Annotated in this window: 9 protein-coding genes and 2 pseudogenes; 5 read left to right on the top strand and 6 right to left on the bottom strand. The window is 65.3% G+C overall.

Going from position 1 to position 19,412, the window contains the following annotated elements; genetic code table 11:
* The 5 genes and pseudogenes from LL964_RS10250 to LL964_RS10230 form a co-directional block, all read right to left on the bottom strand.
* Positions 1 to 772, bottom strand: a pseudogene (locus LL964_RS10250) (hypothetical protein); the annotation flags it as partial.
* 396 nt (positions 773 to 1,168) lie between these two features.
* Positions 1,169 to 1,840, bottom strand: coding sequence for a DUF1629 domain-containing protein (locus LL964_RS10245; protein WP_167395324.1), 672 nt, complete (start codon positions 1,838 to 1,840; stop codon positions 1,169 to 1,171).
* A 68-nt stretch (positions 1,841 to 1,908) separates the two neighbouring features.
* Positions 1,909 to 2,548, bottom strand: a pseudogene (locus LL964_RS10240) (hypothetical protein); the annotation flags it as partial.
* A gap of 273 nt (positions 2,549 to 2,821) precedes the next feature.
* Entirely contained in the window at positions 2,822 to 3,118 is a 297-nt protein-coding gene (locus LL964_RS10235) for a hypothetical protein (RefSeq protein WP_104587629.1), read from the bottom strand.
* A gap of 507 nt (positions 3,119 to 3,625) precedes the next feature.
* Positions 3,626 to 8,635 carry an NAD-glutamate dehydrogenase gene (locus LL964_RS10230; RefSeq protein ID WP_104587446.1) on the bottom strand — a complete coding sequence of 1,670 codons (5,010 nt, stop codon included), beginning with the start codon at positions 8,633 to 8,635 and terminating at the stop codon, positions 3,626 to 3,628.
* A gap of 276 nt (positions 8,636 to 8,911) precedes the next feature.
* Here LL964_RS10230 and LL964_RS10225 point away from each other — a divergent pair, with 276 nt between their 5' ends.
* The 3 genes from LL964_RS10225 to LL964_RS10215 are packed head-to-tail and all read left to right on the top strand — an operon-like array spanning position 8,912 to position 14,064.
* Positions 8,912 to 9,571, top strand: a complete 660-nt coding sequence (locus LL964_RS10225) for a TetR/AcrR family transcriptional regulator (RefSeq protein ID WP_104587447.1) — start codon at positions 8,912 to 8,914, stop codon at positions 9,569 to 9,571.
* 14 nt (positions 9,572 to 9,585) lie between these two features.
* Positions 9,586 to 10,881 carry an efflux RND transporter periplasmic adaptor subunit gene (locus LL964_RS10220; RefSeq protein WP_104587448.1) on the top strand — a complete coding sequence of 432 codons (1,296 nt, stop codon included), beginning with the start codon at positions 9,586 to 9,588 and terminating at the stop codon, positions 10,879 to 10,881.
* A 12-nt stretch (positions 10,882 to 10,893) separates the two neighbouring features.
* On the top strand, positions 10,894 to 14,064 hold the full coding sequence (locus tag LL964_RS10215) for a multidrug efflux RND transporter permease subunit (RefSeq protein WP_104587449.1): 3,171 nt from the start codon (positions 10,894 to 10,896) through the stop codon (positions 14,062 to 14,064).
* A gap of 588 nt (positions 14,065 to 14,652) precedes the next feature.
* Here LL964_RS10215 and LL964_RS10210 read toward each other — a convergent pair.
* Positions 14,653 to 15,648 (bottom strand): LacI family DNA-binding transcriptional regulator, encoded by a 996-nt coding sequence (locus tag LL964_RS10210; protein ID WP_104587450.1) that lies wholly within the window; start codon positions 15,646 to 15,648, stop codon positions 14,653 to 14,655.
* A 155-nt stretch (positions 15,649 to 15,803) separates the two neighbouring features.
* Here LL964_RS10210 and ptsP point away from each other — a divergent pair, with 155 nt between their 5' ends.
* Both ptsP and pfkB read left to right on the top strand, forming a co-directional pair.
* Positions 15,804 to 18,320, top strand: a complete 2,517-nt coding sequence (gene ptsP, locus LL964_RS10205; RefSeq protein WP_104587451.1) for a phosphoenolpyruvate--protein phosphotransferase — start codon at positions 15,804 to 15,806, stop codon at positions 18,318 to 18,320.
* On the top strand, positions 18,317 to 19,273 hold the full coding sequence (gene pfkB, locus LL964_RS10200; protein WP_104587452.1) for a 1-phosphofructokinase: 957 nt from the start codon (positions 18,317 to 18,319) through the stop codon (positions 19,271 to 19,273). Before ptsP ends, pfkB begins: the two co-directional genes overlap by 4 nt.
* Positions 19,274 to 19,412 lie beyond the last annotated feature (139 nt).

The following is a 19,412-nucleotide window of genomic DNA, read 5'->3' as shown; positions in this document are numbered from 1 at the left end:
CGTCGTTGGTGGTGTCGGCCTTGCCGGCGCGCACCCAGGCGGTGCCGTTGAACGACCACTGCGTGCCCTCGCGATCGCTCTGGGTGTAGATGGCGCGGTTGTCGAGCAGCTCGGCGGCTTTTTCGCCGGCCTTGGTCATGAAGTAGGCATCGGCTGCGATCAACACCATCGGCCCCGCACCCGAGCTGCCCAACGCATAGGCAGCGGCGGTGCCGCCGGCCCAGCCGCCGATGTTGCGGCCGGCGAAGTGCGCAAGTTCCGATTGCGCAGCGAGTGGGTTGTCCTGGCCGAGCAAGCGTGTGGCACGTTGGCCGGTCATCACCGTGTCGGCGGCGGTAGCGAACAGGCCGGCAGTGCGTAACGTCTGGCCTGCGGACAAGTCGCCAGCCAATAGCTCGCCGGTGGCGAAGCCGCGTTGGCTTGGCAGAATGCGCAACGATCGCGCCGCTTCTTCGCCGAGAACGTTTTCGACTTGCAGGATGCCTTGGTCGGAAAGCGTCAGTCGGCCTGCTGCATGGGCTTGTGCGATGGCTTGCGAAAGTGAGTTCCTACCGATCTCTGGATCGCCACCTTTGGTGAGATTGCTGGTGGACTGCTCTACGTATTGAAGTGTGGATGTGACGCGCTGCTCGGAGTGGACGATTGATGACCAACCAAGCTCGGGTCTTTTCAGCGTTGGAACTGCGTCGATCTGAAGTGCAAGCATCTTCTCGTAGCTTGGAGTGCCCTTGAAAAACGCATTGATGCCAGGCCGCATGTCGTCTGCAACCATGCCGACTGGGGCATTGGTGTAGAGATCTGCGTTCACCAAGCCAACTCTCATCGTATCGATCAGCCGATCGACCTTGATGGAAATCCTAGCGATTGCATCTGGATCGCCAGTGAGTGCCAACTGACCGTCAACGGTCCGCGACAAACGCTCCAGCCGGGCCAAGGAGCCATCTTGATAGTCTTTAATAGGCCCACCGCTGTGTGGTGAAAGCCCCAGAACACGCGCCAGTTCCGGCTCACTCGGCATATAAATTAGGTTGCGAGCGGCATTAATATTGAACGCCTTTTCCTGCTGAAGGATTCCAAGCAACGGACTATTGCGAAGCGTTTGCTGCTCCGCAATATGATGCTCTTGAAAAATCGTACGTCTAGACATGACGAAATTCCTTTATCGAAATCAAGCATCCTTCCAATCGGCAGCGTCGCGAAACCAGAGTCCATCAGAGCCTCCCCCCGTACCGATGCCTGCTTCACGCACTGCATCTAACAACGCGCGATCACAGATTACATAATAGTCAGCAGAAAAAGGTGTTCGGAATACATGATAATCCCCAACCACATCCCTTCGGAAAGCCAATCTCGCACCGCCAGTTAGATCATAGAATTTTCCGTTCACAAAATCATCACTGACTTCTATCTCCACTTCCGAGTTTTCCTCGTCGAGTGCATCTAGAACTCGCACCACATCGCATAAGAAGTATTTAGGGCCCGGAGTGCTATCCGTCATAAGGAAATCGCACTCTACGAAGCTAAATCCCTCTGGATCAACAGTTGAAAACACTTGGTGTAAGCGCTCGGAAACGAGCCAATAGCCGCTGAATCCGGCCTCCAGGTCTTTAGGCATAACACCTTTCGATGGGTCGTAGATTAGACGCGGCCTTTCTGAAAGTGGAGGAAAGCCTCCTTCACTCGGCCGCAAAATCAGCCTTGGGGGCACAAGTAATTTTTTGGCGTTTTCGAACACCACCCCGAGTTTCGGTCCGTATTCAAGATCTGGCATCAGGACGTAGAACTCGCCTTCCTGAAACTTATTTTTGGCAGTCATTTCCACTTCTTGTGTTCCGCTCATAGATTGTTCCACAGCTTTTCGAGTATGGTGGCTTCGCCAGAAAGCAACTCTATTCCACGAGATTAGCTTTGGCGATTAAAAGCGGTCAACGCATCCGGATCGGGCAGCGCCTGCTGCACCGCTGGTGACATGGCCAGGCCATCGGCTGCCCAGCCGCTGCGGTGGTGGGCCAACTCGTAGCGCGCAGCTATCGCGCCGGGACTGTTGGCGATGTTGCGGGCGATGACGTCCCGCGCTTGCGCCTCCAGCTCGGCTGCGCGTTGCGGTGTGAATGGCGCGGTTGTCGAGCAGCTCGGCGGCTTTTTCGCCGGCCTTGGTCATGAAGTAGGCATCGGCTGCGATCAACACCATCGGCCCCGCGCCCGAGCTCCCCAACGCATAGGCAGCAGCCGTACCGCCAGCCCAGCCGCCGACATTGCGGCCGGCGAAGTGAGCAAGCTCGGATTGTGCGGCGAGCGGGTTGTCCTGGCCGAGCAAGCGTGTGGCGCGCTGGCCGGTCATCACCGTCTCGGCGGCCGTGGCGAACAGGCCGGCGCTGCGTAACGCCTGACCGGCCGATAGATCGCCTGCGAGCAGCTCGGCGGTGGGGAAGCCGCGTTGGCCTGGCAGAATGCGTAATGATCGCGCCGCTTCTTCGCCGAGAACGTTTTCGACTTGCAGGATGCCTTGGTCGGAAAGTGTCAGTCGGCCTGCTGCATGGGCTTGCGCTGGTGACACGGTCCCGCCTCCCGAGCTGTCCGTCGATCCACTTTGCAAGTCAGCAGCCATGACGCAGCGTTGACAGATTCGTCAAGCGACGACAGAGCCGCTGATGCTAGCGATACTAGCACCTCAAGACCCTTCTATATTGGCCATCGCGGTGAAATTTGCAGCATAAAGTGATGCGAGCTATGCAGGTTTTGGCCTGAATTCTCTGGCATACACCAGTCTTCTCCACCTATGTATGGGCTGCACACCATTGCTGGACGGCTGCTCACTTCACTATGGCGTAGCCGCAAGACGCGCTTGCAACGCATACAACGTTTCCGTTCCCGACGCAGCCAGCGCACGAGACGCATAGAACAAGCGATCGGTCAGCTCGCCGCCGAGGCCAGATTGGCCAGCCTCCCGGGCTGCCTCTCCGGCATGCAGCATTTCCAATACGCCCTGCAGTCCTAGCAAGCAGTGATCGACATGTGCGCACTTGAGCGCCAGGCCCAATTGCATCGGCAGATCGGACCAGTGGATGCCGTTGGTGGCTTCCGCACCACGTGACTCGGACAGGCGGCGGAAGAACACGTCCTCACGCTCATCACCATGGTCGGCCACGGTATGAGCGGCCGGCTGCGAGGCGGTTTCGGTAGTGGTTGAATAGGCAGAACTGGTACGCGGCATGAGGGATCTCCTTGGATAGTGGAGAGCACCGCCATCGTTGACCGGCGCTCGTGCGCCTTGGATTTCGAGCTTCCACACCCGGCTGCAGGATTTACTGCAACTAGGTGATATTCATCGGACTATTCGAGAGTGTCAAGAAGCCTGGGATTGTTCACCTACTCGCGTGCATTGTCTGGCATGCAGGCATGCTCACAGAGAGACAGCGCGGGAGTCGCAGCTGGCCAGATGTGGACCACGTTATTGGCCGACACCCGGACGATGCATTGGGCTCGCAATCGTACGGAGCAATTCCGCATGTAAACAAGGCGACCCTTGGGCCGCCTTGTGCAAGGACAGGCAACTCCGTAACTGCGTCGGCTCAGCCAAGGTGATGGCGAAGCACTCGCTCCGCCATCACCTCGATGCATACGTTTACACCCCGTGCGCCGCCAGCTGCCCCAGGCGCTGTACCGCCACCGACACGGTGGGGTAGTCCAGGGTCTTCTGCTCGGCGACATCGGCGAGCATGGCCAGGGTGAAGCGCAGGCTGGAATCGTCGCGTGCCATCCAGTTGGCCACCTTGTCCTCGGCGCTGCTGCCCGGCATGGTCAGCACCTGGCCCACCAGGGCGCGTTGGTGAGCGGCCAGTTCGTCGCGCAGCACGCCGCGTGCCACCGCGTGCCAGCGGCCGTTGACCTCCAGCGCGTCGATCTGTTCGAACAGCCACGGCAGGCGCAGCGCATCGCCCAGGCGGAAATGCACCTTGGACACTTCCACCGGCTTGAGCTTGCGGGTGCGTGCGGTTTCGATGATGTCGAATGCCGGCTCAAGATAACGCAGCTCGCACAGTTGCTGCGCCAGCTCCGGCGGCAAGCCTTTCTCCTGCCATTCCTTGACGCTGCCTTCGTATTGCGGGCGCTGCGCGTCCGACAATACGCCAGACGCCACGCGGATATCGTTGAAGGGGCCGTGGTAGCGTTCCACCGCCGCGGTGATGCCGGGCATCTGGCCCGGACGCAGCAGCAGCCAGCGCACGAACGAGCGTTGCAGGCGCCAGATCACCTCCAGCGCGTCGATCTGCACCGACTCGGGCACCTTGCCGTCCAGCGCATCGATCTGCGTCCACAGCGCGCGCGCATCCAGCGTCTCGCGGCTGATGGTGTAGGCCTTGGCGACCTCGCCGATGCTGCGGCCGGTATCCTCCTGCATGCGCATCAGGAAGGTGGCGCCCATGCGGTTGATGGTGGTGTTGGTGACCGCGGTGGCGATGATCTCGCGCTTGAGGCGGTGGCGTTCCATCGCATCGGCGTACTTCTTCTGCAGCGGCTGAGGGAAGTAGCGCTGCAGTTCCTTGGACAGGTACGGGTCCTCGGGAATATCCGATTCCAGCAGTTGCTGGAAGGCCACCAGCTTGGAGTACGACAGCAGCACCGACAGCTCCGGCCGGGTCAGACCCTGCCCGCGCGCCTTGCGTGCGGACAGCTCCGCGTCGGAGGGCAGGAACTCGATCTGGCGGTCGAGCAGGCCCTGCAGCTCCAGTGTGCGGATGAAGTGCTGCTTGGAGCCCAGGCGCTTGACGCTCATGCGCTCCATCAGGCTGATGGCCTGGTTCTGGCGGTAGTTGTCCCACAGCACCAGGTCGGCCACTTCGTCGGTCATCGACGCCAGCAGTTTGTTGCGCGCGTCATAGGTGAGCTTCTTGCCCTGCACCATGTCGTTGAGCAGGATCTTGATGTTCACCTCATGGTCGGAGGTGTCCACGCCGGCCGAGTTGTCGATGAAGTCGGTATTGAGCAGCACACCGGCCTGTGCGGCCTCGATGCGCCCCAGCTGGGTCAGACCCAGGTTGCCGCCCTCGCCCACCACCTTGCAGCGCAGCTCGCCCCCGTTGACGCGCAGGCCGTTGTTGGCGCGGTCGCCCACGTCGGCATGCGATTCGCTGGCAGCCTTGACGTAGGTGCCGATGCCGCCGTTCCAGAACAGATCCACCGGCGCCTTGAGGATGGCGTTCATCAGTTCGTTGGGCGAGAGCTGCTTGACGTTGGCCTCCAGGCCCAGCGCTTCGCGCACCGGCGCACTGATCTCGATGGATTTGAGCGTGCGCGGGTAGATGCCGCCACCGGCACTGATCAGTTTGGCGTCGTAATCGGCCCAACTGGAGCGCGGCAGCTTGAACAGGCGATCGCGCTCGGCGAACGACGTGGCCGCATCGGGGTTCGGGTCCAGGAAAATATGGCGGTGGTCGAACGCGGCCAGCAGGCGGATGTGCTTGGAGAGCAGCATGCCGTTGCCGAATACGTCGCCAGACATGTCGCCGATGCCGACCACGCTGAAATCCTGGCTCTGGCAATCGCGATCCATCGCACGGAAATGGCGTTTCACCGACTCCCACGCGCCGCGCGCGGTGATGCCCATGCCCTTGTGGTCGTAACCCACCGAGCCGCCGGAGGCGAACGCATCGCCCAGCCAGAAACCGTGTTCCAGCGCCAGGCCATTGGCGATGTCGGAGAAGGTGGCCGTGCCCTTGTCTGCCGCAACCACCAGATACGGGTCGTCCTGGTCGTGACGCACCACCTGCGGCGGCGGCACGATCTTGCCAGCGACGATGTTGTCGGTGATGTCGAGCAGGCCCTGGATGAACAGCTTGTAGCAAGCGATACCTTCTGCCTGGATGGCATCACGGTCGCCACCCACCGGCGAACGCTTGACGTAGAAACCACCCTTGGCGCCGACCGGCACGATGACGGTGTTCTTGACCATCTGCGCCTTGACCAGGCCCAGCACCTCGGTGCGGAAATCCTCGCGACGGTCCGACCAGCGCAGGCCGCCGCGCGCAACCGCGCCGAAGCGCAGGTGCACACCTTCCACGCGCGGGCCATACACGAAGATCTCGCGGTACGGACGCGGCTTGGGCAGGTCGGGCACGCGTGCCGAGTCCAGCTTGAAGCTGATGCAGTGGCCGTGCTTGCCGTGCTTGTCGGTCTGGTAGTAGTTGGTGCGCAAGGTCGCATCGATGACGTCGATGAAGCTGCGCAGGATGCGGTCTTCGTCCAGGCTGGAGACGCGATCCATCAGCTTGAGCAAGGCGGCGCGGGTGGCCTCCTGCTGTGCGGCGCGATCGCCGCCGCGCGCCTCCATCACCGCTTCCAGCGCCTTGCGCGTGGTGTCGTCGTCACCTGCCAGCGCAGACAGCTCTTCGCGCAGGCGCTCCTGGCCGGCGAAGATCTGCGCCTTGGTTTCGGAGCCGGTGGATGGATCGAAGCGCGCTTCGAACAGTTCCACCAGCAGGCGCGCCAGCAAGGGATAGCGGGTGAAGGTGGTCTCCACGTACGCCTGCGAGAACGGGACCGCGGTCTGCAGCAGATACTTGCAGTAGGCGCGCAACAACGCGACCTGCCGCCAATGCAGGCGGGCGGCCAGGATCAGGTGGTTGAAACCGTCGTTCTCGGCATCCCCGTTCCAGATGCGCTCGAAGGCCTCGCCGAAGCTGGCATCGGCACTGGCCGCATTGATCTTGCCGGCGGTGGATTCGACTTCGAAATCCTGGATGTAGACCGGCGTCTCGCCCACCTGCAGCCGGTACGGCCGCTCGGAGATCACGCGCAGGCCCATGTTCTCCATCATCGGCATCGCATCGGACAACGGGATGTCGTCGAGCTGCCGGTACAGCTTCAGGCGCAGGCCTTCGCCGGCATCCAGCCGCATGCCATCGTCGCGCCGGATCTCCTGCAGGCTCAGGTGCAGGTCGTCCGGACCGTCCAGCGAGGCCAGGTGTTCGACGTCGGACACCGCCGATTCGATCGACGAATCCTCGATATAGCCGGCCGGCAGCGCGCGGCCGAAATTGGCGGCCATGCGCAGCCCATTGGCCTCGCCATGCCGCGCCACCAGCGCCTCGCGCAGCGCGTCGCGCCAGTTGCGCAGCAGATGCGCCAACCGCGATTCGAGTTCGGTGGTATCGAATTCCAGCGCTTCGCCGCTCTTCGGCCGCACGATCAGGTGCAGCTGTGCCAGCGGCGATTCGCCCAGCACCACCGACGAGTCGATGTATTCGCCGTGCAATGCGCCCTTCAGCAAGGCCTCGATGCGCAGGCGCACATCGGTATTGAAGCGCTCGCGCGGGATGTACACCAGCGCGGAGATGAAACGCCCGTACTTGTCGCGGCGCAGGAACAGGCGGCTGCGCACGCGCTCCTGCAAGCCGAGAATGCCCATCGCGGTGCGATACAGCTCTTCCTCGTTGGATTGGAACAGTTCCTCGCGTGGCAGCGTCTCGAGGATATGGCGCAAGGCCTTGCCGCTGTGGCTGCTCGGGGTCAGCCCCGACTTGCTCATCACGTATTCGTGGCGCTGACGCACCAGCGGGATCTCCCACGGGCGGCGGTTGTACGCGCTGGAGGTGAACAGCCCGAGGAAGCGCTGCTCGCCGACGATGCGCCCCTTGGCATCGAACTCCAGGATGCCGATGTAATCCATGTAACCGACCCGATGCACGCGCGAGCGTGCATTGGTCTTGGTCAGGATCAAGGCGTCCTTGAGCTTGGCCGAGGCATTCAGGCCGTGCGCCGCCAGGGTGGTCACCGGGCGCGCCGGCGCGGTGTCACGGCCGCGCATCAGACCCAGCCCCGACTCCTCCACCGGGGCCAGCACGTCCTGCCCGCCCTGCTTCTCCACCCGGTATTCGCGGTAGCCGAAGAAGGTGAAATGGTCGGCGGCCGCCCAGCGCAGGAATTCCTGCGCCTCGTGGCGGTTGATGTCGTCGATCGGCAGGCGGCGCGTGGCCAGGTCGTCGGCCAGCATCACCATCCGTTCGCGCATCGCGGCCCAGTCGTGCACGATGGCGCGCACCTCGGCCAGCACCTTGCGCACTGCCGCTTCCACGTTGGGCATGTCCTCGGCCGGCTGGCGGTCGATCTCCAGCACCATCAGCGATTCGCTCTTGCCCTCGCCCACCGCAGTCAGCTTGCCGGCCTTGTCGCGCGCGATGCGCAGCACGGGGTGGCCCAGCACGTGCACGCCGATGCCCAGCTCCGCCAGCGTCATGCTCACCGAATCCACCAGGAACGGCATATCGTCGTTGACGATCTGCAGCACGGTATGCGGCGACTCGTAGCCGTGGCTCTTCAGAGTGGGGTTGAACACCCGCACGTTGGTCGTCCCGGCCTTGCGGCTGCGCGCGAACTCCAGCATGTCCGACGCCAGCGCCGCCCACTGCTCGGGTGGGTGGTTGGGAAATTCGTCTTCTTCCATGCGCCGGTAGAAGTCGGCAGCGAACGCCTGCACTTCGGCCTGGCGAGCGGCCGGATAGCGCTTGCGCAGGGCGGCGAACACCGGCTCGAGGGTGATCGCCCGAGGTTCGGTGGCCAGCACGGGGACGGCACGTTCGGCGACCTGTTTGCGCGACGGCGTGGACGATTTCGAAGCGGCTTTCTTGGCTGTCATGAGTAGAGCTGGACTGCTCGGTGGAAAACCTGAATTGTACCGACCGACTGTGACGGCGCCTTGCTGCATAGCGCAATGGCAGGCCTGCAGCTGAGGTTGTCAGCCGCCTGGACACGACTGATCCAGGGCACTCGGCCCGCAGCGGCGCCGCGTTCACCGCAAGCCGCCACAACCGGCAAAGTCTTCGCGAAGGCTTGGCACACAAGGCGTTGTGCAGAGTGGCGGACGCGCGTCAAGCCTGTTTAAAAACTAAACTGGACGGTATAGTCTAGTCCCATGAGCCCCCGCCCTACCCGTGCTGCCCGCCGTCCGGATTGCGATCGCCGCATCCATGCCGCCGTCCAGGCCCTGCTCGCCGAACGCGGCGTGCAGCTGAGCATGGACGCGGTGGCCGAGCGCGCGGGATGCTCCAAACAGACGCTCTACAGTTACTACGGCTGCAAGGAAAACCTGCTGCGCGATGTGCTACAGGACCACGTGCACCTGGCCATGGCGCCGCTGGGCACCGATTCGGGCGATCTGCGCGCGGACCTGCTGGCCTTCGCGCTGGCCCATCTTGACCATCTGAACAGTCCAGATGTGTTACAGACCTGCCGTCTGGTGGAAGCCGAGTCGCAGCGGTTTCCGGCCCAGTCACGGCAGATCTTTCACGAGGGCGTGATCGGCATGCAGCAGCGGCTGGCGCATCGCTTCGACCAGGCGATCGCCGCCGGCGAGCTGCGGCATGACGATGCGCACTTCATGGCCGAGCTGCTACTGAGCATGATCGTCGGGCTGGATTTCGATCGCCAACGCTTCCAGGTGCCGCATCGCGCCGACCTCACCGCCAGGCAGCGCTGGGCGCAGTTCGCCGTGGACAGTTTCATGCGTGCGTTCGCCGCGACCTGCGCCGCGCCTGCGCCGGCACCAACCGCTCTTCTCTCTTCAAGACCCTAACGGAGTTCCTCCTGATGATCGCCCCGCTCCGCACCTTCGGCCTGGCCTGTGCCATCACCGTGGCGCTCGCTGCCTGCAGCAAGCCAGAACAACAGCAGGCGCCACCGCCGCCGGTCGTGTCTGTGCTGGACATGAAGCCGCAGACCCTGCCGCTGGAGCGCGACCTGGTCGGTCGGCTTTCGGCATTCCGCTCGGCCGACGTGCGGGCACGTGTGGATGGCGTGGTCCTCAAGCGGCTCTACACCGAAGGCACCGACGTCAAGGAAGGCCAGCCGCTGTTCCAGATCGACCCGGAACCGCTGCGGGCCACGCTGCTGCAGGCGCAAGGGCAGCTGGCGGCCGCCGAGGCGACCTATGCCAATGCCCAGATCGCTGCCAAGCGCGCGCGCAGCCTGGCGCCCCAGCAGTACGTCTCGCGCGCGGACATCGATACCGCCGAGGCCAACGAGCGCTCGTCCCGCGCCAATGTGCAGCAGGCGCGCGGCACGGTCGAGGCGGCCCGTATCCGGCTCGGCTTCGCCAGCGTGACCGCCCCGATCACCGGGCGCGCCGGCATCCAGCGGGTGACCGAAGGGGCCCTGGTCGGCGCTGGCGAGGCGACCCTGCTGACCACCGTGGACCAGATCGATCCCCTGTACGTGAACTTTGCGATGAGCAGCGAAGAACTGGCCGCGCTGCGCCAGGCGCAGAGCAGCGGCAGCGTGCAGCTCAGCGGCGACGGCAAGTCCACCATCAACGTGGAGCTGGGCGACGGCAGCCAGTACCCGCATCCGGGCACGCTGGACGTGTCGGCAGTGACGGTGGATCCGAGCACCGGTGCAGTGTCGTTGCGCGCGACCCTGCCCAATCCGGAACAGGCGTTGCTGCCGGGCGCATTCGTGACCTTCAAGGCCAGCCTGGGCCAGCGCAACAATGCCTATCTGTTGCCGCAGCAGGCGCTGCAGCGCGATGCGGTCGGCGCCTACGCCCTGGTCCTGGGCAAGGACGGCAAGGTGGTCCGCAAGAATCTCACCGTGGACGGCCAGCAGAAGGGGCAGTGGATCGTGACCGGCGGCGTTGCCCCGGGCGACCAGGTCATTGTCGATGGCATCCAGAAGGCCAAGGAAGGTCAACCGGCCAAGGGCGAGCCCTGGGATCCGAACAAGCCCGCCGCCGGCGCGCAGCCAGGTGCGCCAGGTGCAGCACCGGCTGCGGGCCAGGCCGACAAGGCGGCCGGCGCGTCTGCCGATGGCGCCGCCCCGGCCGCGCAGGAACAGCCCAAGCAGGACGCGGCCGCGCAACCGGCCGACTCCCAGTCCAAGCAGCAGTGACGGAACCCGGACATGCCTAAGTTTTTCATCGAACGCCCGATCTTCGCCTGGGTGGTGGCGATCCTGATCTCGCTCGCGGGCGTGATCTCGATCCTGAATCTGGGTATCGAGTCGTACCCCACGATCGCTCCGCCGCAGGTCACCGTCAGCGCCACCTTCCCCGGCGCCAGCGCCGACACCGCCGAAAAGGCGGTGACCCAGGTCATCGAGCAGCAGCTCACCGGTATCGACCACCTGCTGTACTTCAACTCGTCTTCGGCCTCCAACGGCCGCGTGACCATCACGCTCACGTTCGAAACCGGCACCGACGCGGATATCGCCCAGGTGCAGGTACAGAACAAGGTGTCGCTGGCCACGCCGCGTTTGCCTTCGGAAGTGACCCAACAGGGCGTGGTGGTGGCCAAGGCCAACGCCGGCTTCCTGATGGTGGCCGCGCTGCGCTCGGACAACCCGTCGATCGACCGCGACGCGCTCAACGACATCGTCGGTTCGCGCGTGCTGGAGCAGATCTCGCGCGTTCCCGGCGTCGGCAGCACCAACCAGTTCGGCGCCGAGTACGCAATGAACATCTGGTTGAACCCGGAGAAGCTGCAGGGCTACAACCTGTCGGCGACGCAGGTGCTGACCGCGGTGCGCAACCAGAACGTGCAGTTCGCTGCCGGCTCGGTGGGCGCCGACCCCACGCCTGAGGGCATCAGCTTCACTGCCACGGTGTCGGCCGAAGGCCGGTTCAGCTCGCCGCAGGAATTCGAGAACATCATCCTGCGGACCGACAACAACGGCGCCACGGTGCGCCTGAAGGACGTGGCGCGCGTCACCGTGGGCCCGAGCAACTACGGCTTCGACACCCAGTACAACGGCAAGCCCACCGGTGCCTTCGGCATCCAGCTGCTGCCGGGTGCAAACGCACTGAACGTGTCAGAGGCAGTGGGCGCCAAGCTCGACGAGCTGCAGCCCACCTTCCCGCAGGGCGTGACCTGGTTTGCACCGTACGAGTCCACCACCTTCGTGCGCATTTCCATCGAGGAAGTGGTGCACACGCTGGTGGAAGCCATCGTGCTGGTGTTCCTGGTGATGCTGCTGTTCCTGCAGAACTTCCGTGCCACGATCATCCCGACCCTGGTGATCCCGGTCGCGTTGCTGGGCACGTTCTTCGGCATGTACGCCATCGGCTTCACCATCAACCAGCTGACCCTGTTCGCGATGGTGCTGGCGATCGGCATCGTGGTGGACGATGCGATCGTGGTGATCGAGAACGTCGAACGCATCATGAGCGAAGAGCATCTGGAGCCCAAGGCGGCCACCCAGAAGGCGATGACCCAGATCACCGGCGCGGTGGTGGCCATCACGGTGGTGCTGGCGGCGGTGTTCATTCCGTCCTCGCTGCAGCCGGGCGCGTCCGGTGCGATCTACAAGCAGTTCGCATTGACCATCGCCATGTCGATGGGCTTCTCCGCGTTGCTGGCGCTGACCTTCACTCCGGCGCTGTGCGCCAGCTTCCTCAAGGCCACCCACTCGGACAAGAAGAACTGGATCTACCGCACCTTCGACAAGTACTACGACAAGCTGGCGCACCGTTACGTGGGCGTGGTCGGCCACACCCTGAAGCGTTCGCCGCCGTGGATGATCGTGTTCGTGGTGCTGGTGGTGCTTTGCGGCTTCCTGTTCACCCGCATGCCGGGCAGCTTCCTGCCCGAAGAAGACCAGGGCTTTGCGGTGGCGATCGTGCAGTTGCCGCCGGGCGCTACCAAGATCCGCACCAACGAAGCGTTTGCGCAGATGCGCGCGGTGCTGGAAAAGCAGCCGGCCGTTGAAGGCATGCTGCAGATCGCCGGCTTCAGCTTCCTGGGCTCGGGCGAAAATGTCGGCATGGGCTTCATCCGGCTCAAGCCGTGGGACGAGCGTGACGTCACTGCCGAGCAGTTGATCCAGCAGCTCAACGGTGCCTTCTACGGCATCAAGGGCGCGCAGATCTTCGTGGTCAACCTGCCCACCGTGCAGGGCCTGGGCCAGTTCGGTGGCTTCGACATGTGGCTGCAGGACCGTGCCGGCGCGGGCCAGGAGGCCCTGACCCAGGCGCGCAACATCGTGCTGGGCAAGGCGGCGGAAAAGCAGGACACCCTGGTTGGCGTGCGCCCGAACGGGCTGGAGAACTCGCCGCAGCTGCAGCTGCACGTGGACCGCGTGCAAGCGCAATCGATGGGATTGAACGTCAGCGACATCTACAGTTCGATCCAGTTGATGCTGGCGCCGGTGTACGTCAACGACTACTTCGCCGAAGGCCGCATCAAGCGCGTCAACATCCGTGCCGACGACCAGTTCCGTACCGGCCCCGAATCGCTGCGCAACTTCTTCACCCCCAGCACCACCGCCACCGGCATCGACGGCCAGCCCGGCATGATTCCGTTGAGCAACGTGGTCAAGGCCGAGTGGACCTACGCCTCGCCGGCGTTGAATCGCTACAACGGCTATTCGGCGGTGAACATCGTCGGCAACCCGGCCCCGGGCGGCAGCTCCGGCCAGGCGATGACGGCGATGGAGGAGATCGTCAACAACGATCTGCCACCGGGCTTCGGTTTCGACTGGAGCGGCATGTCCTACCAGGAAATCATTGCCGGCAACGCGGCCACGCTGTTGCTCGCCTTGTCGGTGGTGGTGGTGTTCCTGTGTCTGGCCGCGCTCTATGAGAGCTGGTCGATCCCGGTCGCGGTGCTGATGGTGGTGCCGATCGGCGTGCTGGGCGCGATCGTGTTCTCGATGTTGCGCGGGCTGCCGAACGATCTGTACTTCAAGATCGGCATGATCACGGTGATTGGCCTTGCGGCCAAGAACGCGATCCTGATCGTGGAATTCGCAGTGGAACAGCGTGCGTCGGGCAAGACCTTGCGCGAAGCAACGCTGGAGGCGGCGCATCTGCGCTTCCGCCCGATCCTGATGACCTCGTTCGCGTTCATCCTGGGCGTGCTGCCGCTGGCGATCTCCACCGGTGCCGGCGCCAACTCGCGTCACTCCATCGGTACCGGCGTGATCGGCGGCATGGTGTTCGCTACCGTGCTCGGCGTGATCTTCATTCCGCTGTTCTTCGTGGTGGTGCGCCGCATGCTGGGCGACAAGCTGGACGAGCAATCCAAGGAATATCTGGTCGCCCAGAACGACTCGGGGACGCATCGTCCGGATCGTTGAGTCAGACGTTTGTTGCAAATACAAGAGCCCCGGCAGTGCCGGGGCTTTTTTGTGCTTTGATCTTAAGGTTTGACTGCATCCAAACCAAGCGACGACTCGAAGCGGTTTTCTCGAATAGCGCGCGGATGTACCAGTTGGAGAGCCTCCAATCGGCGACTTCGTTGCAGGGCCCTTGCCCGCCTACCATCGCGGGACACGCTGCAAGTACGTCCTTGTAAGCTCTTACGCGGCATCCATGCCGCGTAAGGTCCCGCGACGGTAGACGGGCAAGGACCAATCACGATGGTCGGTGCGCAGAGTTTTCAACAAGACAATCAGCAAACTGCGCCACGCGGTGTGCTCGCTCTTCAACGAGCGACCAACACCCTGTCCAGTGCGCTGCCCTCGCCGATTGCGGGACCGTTGGCGGCATGGATGCCGCCATCGAGCCCCCATGGACGGGTTCACGGCGTGTCCCGCGAGCGGTGAGGGCGCCGCGCGTTCGCCGAGCCATACGTTTGACTTCGAGCGGTAAGAGTTCGAGCGGTAAGAGCATGCAGCTCGCCCGACGAGCCAAGCTTTGTGTGCTGACGCTGAGCGCCCGGCGATTCAGACGCCCGGTGTGCGTACGCCAGTCGACCCACGCACCACGCAACGGCCGGTCATCACCATGCGCCGGATCGGCAACTGCGGGTTGCGCAGGCGTTCGAGCAGCAGCGACATCGCCGCGCGCCCCATGTCTTCGACCGGCTGCTCGACCACGGTGATGCCGGGTTCGACCAGATCGGTCCAGCGTTCGTTGTCGAACCCGGCCAGGGCCAGGTCCTGCGGCAGGCGCAGGCCGGCGGTACGCGCTGCCTTCAGCGCACCCATCAGCAGCAGGCTGTTGCTGGCGACGATGGCCTCGGGCCGGTCATCGCTGGCCAGCCATGCTCCCAGCTCGGCGATCGCCGCCTCGGCGGTCGGCGCCACTTCGCGATAGTCCGGCTCCAGTCCCTGCGCACGCATCGCAGCAAGGTAACCGTCGCGGCGCTCGGCCGCAGTGGTACTGGTGCTGCCGAACAACCCGCCGATACGCCGATAGCCCTGCGCCTGCAGGTGCGCCACCAGCTCGGCCATCGCCGCCGCGTTGTCCAGTACCACGCTGTCGTAGCGGCTACCGGGGCCGGCGCGATCCACCAGCACGGTGGGGTAATCCAGCGACAGCTCGTGCATGCGGCCCACGGTCACGCGGGTCGGTGCGAAGATCAGTCCAGTGATGCGCTCTTCCTGCATCAGCTCCAGGTACAGCGCCTCGCGCGCGGGATCTTCATCGGTATTGCACAGGGTCACGCGCATACCGGCACGGTAAGCGACCTCTTCCACCGAACGGATCAGCGCAGTGAAGTATGGATTGCGGATGTCGGCCACGATCACCCCGAGGATGCCGGACTGCTGGGACCGCAATCGCCGCGCCATCAGATTGGGCCGATAGCCGGTCTGGCGCACCGCCGCTTCCACCTTGGCGCGGACCTCCTCGCTGACCGGGCCGTTGCCCAGGACCCGCGACACCGTTGACTTGGACACGCCGGCCACACGGGCGACATCGTTGATGCTGATATTCACTGGAACCGTTCCCGCCTCCACTGCCGCGCCTTGACCCAAGCGCCCGTTGCCAGATCCTAACCCGAAAGCATTACAACACTCTTGTGCACCGCACATTGACCTGAAGAGTGGGAACGTTCCCACTATACTCACCCGCCCGACCACCGGAGCCTGCCGTGTCCCCTCCGCCGCTTGCCCCCGTCACCTCCGACCTCGTCCGCCTGCGCGCCTCTGCCCGCGACAAGGACGACGCCATCGCCCAGGCCGCCCAGTTGCTGATCGCGGCCGGCTGCGTGGCGCCGGGCTACGAGGCCAGCATGCGGCGCCGCGAAGGCCTGGCGAACACCTTCCTGGGCCATGGCTTGGCTATTCCGCACGGCGTGGGCGAGGACCGCCACCTGGTGCGCCGCGACGGTATCGCCGTGCTGCAGTTGCCCGAGGGCGTGGAGTGGAACCCGGGCCAGACCACCCGGCTGGTGGTCGGCATCGCCGCGCAATCGGACACCCACATCACCCTGCTGCGCCGGCTGACCCGGTTGATCCAGGACCCTGCGCAGTTGGACGCGCTGTTCAGTACCGACGACCCGGCCGTGATCGTGGCCGCGCTGACCGATGACCGTGCCCCTGAGGTCAGTGCGGCACCGGCCACCGACCTGGCCGAAACCTTCGACTGGACCATCCCCTACCCCAGCGGCCTGCACGCGCGCCCGGCCACCCGCTGGGCCGAGACTGCGCGTGGCTTCTCGGCCCGCGCGCAGGTACGTGCCGGCGACCAGGCTGCCGATGCCAAGAGCCTGGTCGGCCTGTTGCAGCTCGGCCTGCGTACCGGCGACAGCATCACCGTCTCGGCCGAAGGCAGCGACGCAACGGCGCTGCTCAAGCGCCTGCGCGCCGTGATGGACAGCCTCACTGCGCAGGAAAAGGCCGATGCCGAACGCGCCGCACAACGGCGCGCCGCGCCGGTGGTCGGCTGGACCCCGCCGCAGGCGCAGCCGGCCATTGTCGGTATCGGCGCCAGCCCGGGCGTGGCGATCGGCATCGTGCACCGCCTGCGCGCGGCACAGACCGAAGTAGCCGATCGACCGGTCGGCCTGGGCGACGGCGGTGCGCAGCTGCACGACGCACTGACCCGCACCCGCCAGCAGTTGGCGGCGATCCAGGACGACACCCAGCGCCGTCTCGGCGCTTCGGATGCGGCCATATTCAAGGCCCAGGCAGAACTGCTCAACGACACCGATCTGATCACCCGCACCTGCCAGTTGATGGTCGAAGGCCACGGCGTGGCGTGGTCGTGGCATCAGGCGGTGGAACAGATCGCCTCCGGTCTGGCGGCACTCGGCAATCCTGTGCTCGCCGGCCGCGCGGCCGACCTGCGCGATGTGGGCCGCCGGGTGCTGGCCCAGCTCGACCCGTCTGCGGCGGGCGCCGGCCTCACCGACCTCCCCGACCAGCCTTGCATCCTGCTGGCCGGCGACCTGTCGCCGTCGGACACCGCCAATCTGGACACCGCACGCGTGCTCGGCCTGGCCACCGCGCAGGGCGGGCCGACCTCGCATACCGCGATCCTCTCGCGCACGCTCGGCCTGCCGGCGCTGGTCGCGGCCGGCGGCCAGCTGCTGGAGATCGAAGACGGCGTCACCGCCATCATCGACGGCAGCAGCGGACGGTTGTACATCAAGCCGTCGGAGCTGGATCTGGATGCGGCGCGCACGCACATCGCCGAGCAGCAGGCGATCCGCGAGCGCGAGGCCGCGCAGCGCGCATTGCCTGCCGAAACCAGCGACGGCCACCACATCGACATCGGCGCCAACGTCAACCTGCCGGACCAGGTCGCGATGGCGCTGACCCAGGGCGCCGAAGGCGTGGGCCTGATGCGCACCGAGTTCCTGTTCCTGGAAAGCGGCCGCACGCCCAGCGAGGACGAACAACACGCCACCTACCTGGCGATGGCGCAGGCGCTGGGTGGCCGGCCGCTGATCGTGCGTGCGCTGGACATCGGCGGCGACAAGCAGGTGGCGCACCTGGAACTGCCGCACGAAGAAAACCCGTTCCTGGGCGTGCGCGGCGCGCGCCTGCTGCTGCGTCGTCCCGACCTGCTGGAGCCGCAACTGCGTGCGCTGTATCGCGCCGCCAGGGACGGTGCGCGGCTGTCGATCATGTTCCCGATGATCACCTCGGTATCGGAGCTGATCGCGTTGCGCGCCATCTGCGCACGCCTCCGCGCCGACCTCGATGCGCCGGAAGTGCCGATCGGCATCATGATCGAAGTGCCGGCCGCCGCCGCGCAGGCCGACGTGCTGGCACGCCACGCAGACTTCTTCTCGATCGGCACCAACGACCTCACCCAGTACGTGCTGGCGATCGACCGCCAGAACCCCGAACTGGCCGCCGAAGCCGACAGCCTGCACCCGGCGGTGCTGCGCATGATCCACAGCACGATCGAGGGTGCGCGCAAGCACGACCGCTGGGTCGGCGTGTGCGGCGGCCTGGCCGGCGACGCATTCGGCGCCAGTCTGCTGGCCGGCCTCGGCGTACAGGAACTGTCGATGACGCCCAACGACATCCCGGCGGTGAAGGCGCGCCTGCGTGGCGCCAGCCTGAGCCAGTTGCAGCAGTTGGCCAAACAGGCGCTGGACTGCGAGACCGCCGAACAGGTGCGTGCACTGGAAGCCAAGCGCGAGGATGTGGCATGAGCCTGCAGGCCCTCACAATCACGCTGAACCCGGCGATCGACCAGACCATCCAGCTCGAGACCCTGCAGCCGGGCGCCGTGCATCGCGCCAGCAGCATGCGCAACGATGCCGGCGGCAAGGGCATCAACGTGGCGGCCTGCCTGGCCGACTGGGGCAGCGATGTCGCCGCACTCGGCGTGCTGGGCGGTGGCAATGCCGGCGTGTTCGAAGCGCTGTTCCGCGAACGCGGCATCGTCGATCACTGCCAACGCGTGGCCGGCGACACCCGCACCAATCTCAAGCTGGTCGACGCGCGCAGCAACGACACCACCGACATCAACCTGCCCGGGCTGCGATTGGGCGCCACGCATCTGCAGGGCGTGGCCGACCAACTCGCCCCGCTGCTGCGCGCCGGCCTGCCGGTGGTGCTGTCGGGCAGCCTGCCAGCCGGCCTGCCGGACGATAGCTGGGCGCAGCTGCAGGCCCGGGCCAGCGCCGCCGGTGCGCGCGTGCTGCTGGACACCAGCGGCGCGCCGCTGGTGGCGGCATTGGGCGCCGCCCGCGAGGCCCTGCCGTACGCGGTCAAGCCGAACCGCCACGAACTGGAAGCCTGGACCGGCCGGCCGCTCACCGACCGCGCCGCGCTCAGCGCTGCCGCGCACGAACTGCTCGCCCGCGGCATCCAGTTGGTCGTCATTTCGATGGGCACTGACGGTGCGTTGTTCGTGCAGCGCGACCAGCGCCTGATCGCCCGCCCGCCGCGCCTGGCACAGGGCAGCAGTGTGGGCGCAGGCGATGCGATGGTGGCCGGGTTGGCCGCCGCGCTCATCGACCACGCGACCACGCTGGAGCAATGCGCGCGGCTGGCCACGGCGTTTTCGACGTGCCGGCTGGAAAGCGGCGACGCGCGCCGGATTACGCCAGAGGGCGTGCGCCGCGCCGCAGGCGAGGTCGTGATCGAGATGCTGTCGTGAGCGCAGCGCTGCCACTGACACCTTCGGCCGCGCGCGTGTCGACGCAGTGCGTTGCCCCTTGCGATCCCGGCCTGCGCCGCCCTCGCGCATAACCGCCGCTCACCTCTGCCGGTAACACCGGCGACCGCAATACAGCAGG

It is taken from the genome of Xanthomonas melonis, from assembly GCF_020783655.1.
GTDB classification, from domain to species: domain Bacteria; phylum Pseudomonadota; class Gammaproteobacteria; order Xanthomonadales; family Xanthomonadaceae; genus Xanthomonas; species Xanthomonas melonis.
Note: the sequence above shows the minus strand (reverse complement) of the source record. Positions and strands in the feature narration are given on the sequence as shown.